Below are 4,085 nucleotides of genomic sequence, written 5' to 3' on the forward strand. Positions count from 1 at the left end.
GACCACTTCACCCGACTTGCCAGGGATCGGGAACGAACGCCCTTCAAAGACATCGTTGAACACAATGGCGCGATCCGCCGCAATGCGGTCATACTCGTTGATGATGCAGGGCAGGCCATACCGCGCCGCCAGCGTTAGCGGGCCATCAACCCAGGGGGTGGTTCCGTTTTCACCGCCGACGAATTGCCCGAAAGCTTCCATGGGTTCAAAACGGCGGTGACCCTTGGCCATGAACAACGGGATGCCAAGACGCGCACACCATTGTTCAAACACCGAGGTTTTTCCCGAGCCGGTCGGACCCCACAACAACATGACATCGCCCTGCCCCGTAAACCACCAGTAGCGAATCTCGCGGACCAGGTCCTTGCGGAACTGATAGTAGGTATCGATCGGCGGTATCGCAGAACGCAGGAAAGCCGCGTAGGACGCGGCGACAGGGTCAGTGAGTGTAGCGGGATCGGGAATGGCATACCCATCCACCGTGATTGCCGGATCGACTTCGTTTGGATCGAGTCCGAAGGCATCGACGAGGCTATAGGCTACCGTTACAAGGATTGAAGACAAATCAAACATGGTGCGTCCTTTCAAAAAGACAAAATAAAAGGGCACATGCCCCGTTAGGGTTTGCGCCCTAGCGGGGACCGTCAGTCGAACGTGCAAACGTCTTCGACGGCCTTGTAAATTTCCACAGGAATGTTCCTGCGGACTCCTTGACGAACCAGTTCCTCGTCCATGCGCGCCGACATGCAGCAGTTATGGTAAGAAAACGGGTCATTTCTTTCGTGCACGGGAAGACAGAGCGACTTGCCCCGTTTCTTGTCGAACACATAGTGCTTCCAGATGGCCGGCCTGAAAACCCAACGCAGAACAGACCACTTCTCCTGCTCGTTGTTGTTCAATGCCAGTTCTTCGACTGACCGCCAAAAAAGTCTGGCCTGCAAAAACAGCAGACTCTCATGTGACCAGTTAAAGCCTTTTTCATCAACGACCCAAGGGGTTCCCCAGGATTCGTAAGGGATCTGGAGCGTCGATTCAGTCTCGTCATCATCAAATTCAACGACGGCGACACCGTTCACATCCGACGAATATTCAGTCGGAACCTCGAAAGACTTGAGGATCGGGCGCTTGAGCAATTCAAACAATTCGTCAAACAGCACGTAATTGCCGCAGGTCTCAAGGTAGCGCACGAGTTTTTTTCGCCGGGCCTCAACCGAGACGGGGAGAAATTTGTCCGCAGTGCGACGAAATGAAGGTAAAGGCTTGCGTGGATTGATCCCTGCCGGATCACCCAACAGATCGGTTTCAGTGAGCCACATGCCCCACCTCCCCACTGTCAGACACCAGCGCCCAACCTCGTTTTACCAGCTTGGAATGGACCTTTTGGAAGGGTTCACGCCACTCGTGGAATTCCCGAACCCTGGGCTTGACTTCAGCCAGTTTCAGGATGCCGCAGAGGGATGCGCCATATTGATGCACCACAAGACGATAATCTCCCTTGCGGAAGACTGTGGTTCGAACGGGGCGTTCAGGCGCGTGCTTTTTTTGCCACGTTGCCCATAAGTAAAGGACTTGCGTCCCATGCCGCAGGTCTTCGATGGCCGGTGGTATTTTTTGATTCACAACGTACCTCTCGATTTTCTGAGGACGTCATGAATCCCTGTGGGGGACCAATAGTCCCCAAAGGGTTGCAGGTACCTGGTTCAATCACATCAAACCAGATCTATGGAAGTGCATATCGCTGCACAACTTGCGTTTTCGGTCACCCGAAAAACCTGCTCAACGTGAGAGGCACGTTGAAAAATAAGTGCTAGCCAAAGTGTAAAACAAGGCTACGGACATAATGCTGAATACAAATTTTAATTTTGTCAAGTACAGCATTTATATTTGTAATGCATTTATATTCCATTTAAATTGAAGCGGACTCCACCTTATGGAGACCGTTTCCTGTTTTGTGGATAGTTCTGACGACCAAGGATTTCGTCCTCCACGCCTAGGCTTGGCACCTACTGACATCCACACGACTCAACCCATGACGCGATTTCTCTGAAGCGCCATCCAGAGCATCGCCCTCCTCCAATTTTGATCGGCGGCGGAAATCTTCCTTCTCCAACCCACTTGTAAATTGTGCTCCGAGCAAGCCCTGTAAGCAGCAACACTTCCGGCAACCTGACCAATCTGAAGTCATTCTGTTGAAAAATTTCATTTGCCATGAAAACTCCTAATTAAAAATAAATGGAGTCTCGTCGTCTCCTTTTCTCGTCTTCTCAAATCTTGAAAGGACTGTTCAGTCCTTACAGAAAAGAGAAACGGTTGTTACGCCGCATTCTCTTTGATGGTTACCTGTGTCCGTAGCACCGAGGCGCGGATGTGTAGCCGCCGCTTGCGTACCATCTTGGTTGATCTGCCGGTCAATATCGTCCTGCAGGGCCTTGGTAGAGCCAAAGGACCCACTTCTCTGTAACGTGCTGTCCAGAGAGAGTTTGCGGCGGCAATCCGCATCTCGTCCGGTTCGTCCAACCAGGAGGATCGCTCAACGATTCCGTTTGTGAATTCGCGTGGTGACAAATTGTGGACGATCGAAAACCGCACCGTTCTAACCACAAAATTGAACCAAGCTTAGATGGCGGAAGCCATGGGTTCCTGCGAAACGCAGGTAAGAGCATGAAGCCCAGAATCGTCTTGCAGACGGAGGAAGCTCGCGCTTCCAATTTTCGTTTTCTCGCGGCTTGCGAGCATTTCTTCAGCGGCTTGTCGGTCAACCTTCAACCGACACCCGGATGTCGCTGCGTTCCGGGGCGCGTCCGAAATGGACACACAGATTACAGAGAATTGTGTGCGTATTTCTGCGTCAGTGTCAACTTCCTCCTATCGGCCCTATCGATCCGTGCCGATCCAATCCTCAGTAAATTTTTGGTATGGCAGCAGATTCTTAGACTAGTTTTGGGTTCACTTTGGAAATGGTTGGCCGCTGCGCCTCTGGCTGCGGACGCTCACAATATCGCCTTCAATGAGTTCTCATCGGCCTTATATAGCGCTCTACATAAGACCGAAAGTACAGTCAGGTATCTCGGAATCGAGGTAGATGACGCTCTGGAGATCTCGGGGCAGACTGAAATGCGATGTATTTCGGCGGTCGCATGGCGACACCGTGCTGCCGCCGAGCAATTTTGCTACCCTTTCTTCGGGTAGTCGAAGAGGACTTCCGCTGGCTTTGTCGTACCGATGGACGACCATGACGTCGACTCGAACGTGAACTGTGCGACCGCGCACGTTGGCATGAGGGCAGGCTCGTTGGTCAAGCGATGCGCAAGGTCGGTGAACTCGGGGTTATGGCCAAAGAGCATCACGCACTTCAGCTTGTCACTGAGCTCACCAATCACGCCAAGCAGTGTCTCGGCCTCGGTGGCATACAGCCGGTCATCCACAACGATATCCTTAGCCCTGTAGTTGAGCTCTTTGGCGATGAAGTTCGCCGTCGAAAGCGCGCGCCGCGCGGGGCTGGACAAGATTAAATCAGGTTTCACTTGGCGCTTTGCCAAGCGTTTCCCCATCATTGGCGCGTCGTGCTTTCCACGGTCGGCCAATGGCCGCTCCTTATCAGGCAGCGCAGCGTCATCCCAACTCGACTTGGCATGACGAACAAGGAATAGCGTTCTTTTCATTGAACCCTCAGCGAAAGCCGTTTGTCACCATTTTGCCATCGTCTGCTTACGGGTACCATGATGAACTCCAGCTATCGGCCATCAGCGGACGTAGCCGCAGGGTTGGCAAGCCAGTTTTGAGAGGCCGGTGTATCTTCGATACCTGCCATGCGCAGTAACCGTTCGGCGATCCCTTTGGATTCTTGGTCGAACGGATTCTTGTTGAGGTCCTCGTTAATGTCGCGCCTCAGGTGGATGAGGTATTTCTGCTGGGGACACGGCACCGAGTCATACGCCGCATAGAAGTCAGAGACAAGCACCCCTTTGAACCTTTCCAACAGCCTTCTAGTCTTACTGTGTCAGTAAAAACAATGTATTGTACATGGCTCTTCGTCCCATTTCGGAGGAGCAATGAGTGCGAGCCGGCGAACGGTTTAGCGCACG

The 4,085-nt window shown here is 52.6% G+C and carries 6 protein-coding genes; all 6 read right to left on the reverse strand.

What is annotated here, in order from left to right; translation table 11 throughout:
- The coding region (locus JNM42_RS17110; protein ID WP_294273032.1) for an AAA family ATPase at window positions 1–573 on the reverse strand (573 nt) is incomplete at its 3' end.
- Window positions 574–644: 71 nt separating this feature from the next.
- A complete protein-coding gene (locus JNM42_RS17115; RefSeq protein ID WP_294273035.1) occupies window positions 645–1,292 on the reverse strand; it encodes a hypothetical protein in 648 nt (215 codons plus the stop codon).
- A 10-nt stretch (window positions 1,293–1,302) separates the two neighbouring features.
- The gene (locus JNM42_RS17120; protein ID WP_294273037.1) at window positions 1,303–1,620 is read right to left on the reverse strand and encodes a hypothetical protein; all 318 of its coding nucleotides are present in this window, start codon (window positions 1,618–1,620) and stop codon (window positions 1,303–1,305) included.
- A gap of 383 nt (window positions 1,621–2,003) precedes the next feature.
- Window positions 2,004–2,210, reverse strand: coding sequence for an AlpA family transcriptional regulator (locus JNM42_RS17125; RefSeq protein ID WP_294273040.1), 207 nt, complete (start codon window positions 2,208–2,210; stop codon window positions 2,004–2,006).
- Window positions 2,211–3,170: 960 nt separating this feature from the next.
- A complete protein-coding gene (locus tag JNM42_RS17130) occupies window positions 3,171–3,662 on the reverse strand; it encodes a histidine phosphatase family protein (RefSeq protein WP_294273043.1) in 492 nt (163 codons plus the stop codon).
- A 71-nt stretch (window positions 3,663–3,733) separates the two neighbouring features.
- A complete protein-coding gene (locus JNM42_RS17135; protein WP_294273045.1) occupies window positions 3,734–3,979 on the reverse strand; it encodes a hypothetical protein in 246 nt (81 codons plus the stop codon).
- Between the last annotated feature and the right edge of the window lie 106 nt (window positions 3,980–4,085).

Source organism: Propionivibrio sp. (assembly GCF_016790145.1).
Taxonomy (GTDB): domain Bacteria; phylum Pseudomonadota; class Gammaproteobacteria; order Burkholderiales; family Rhodocyclaceae; genus Propionivibrio.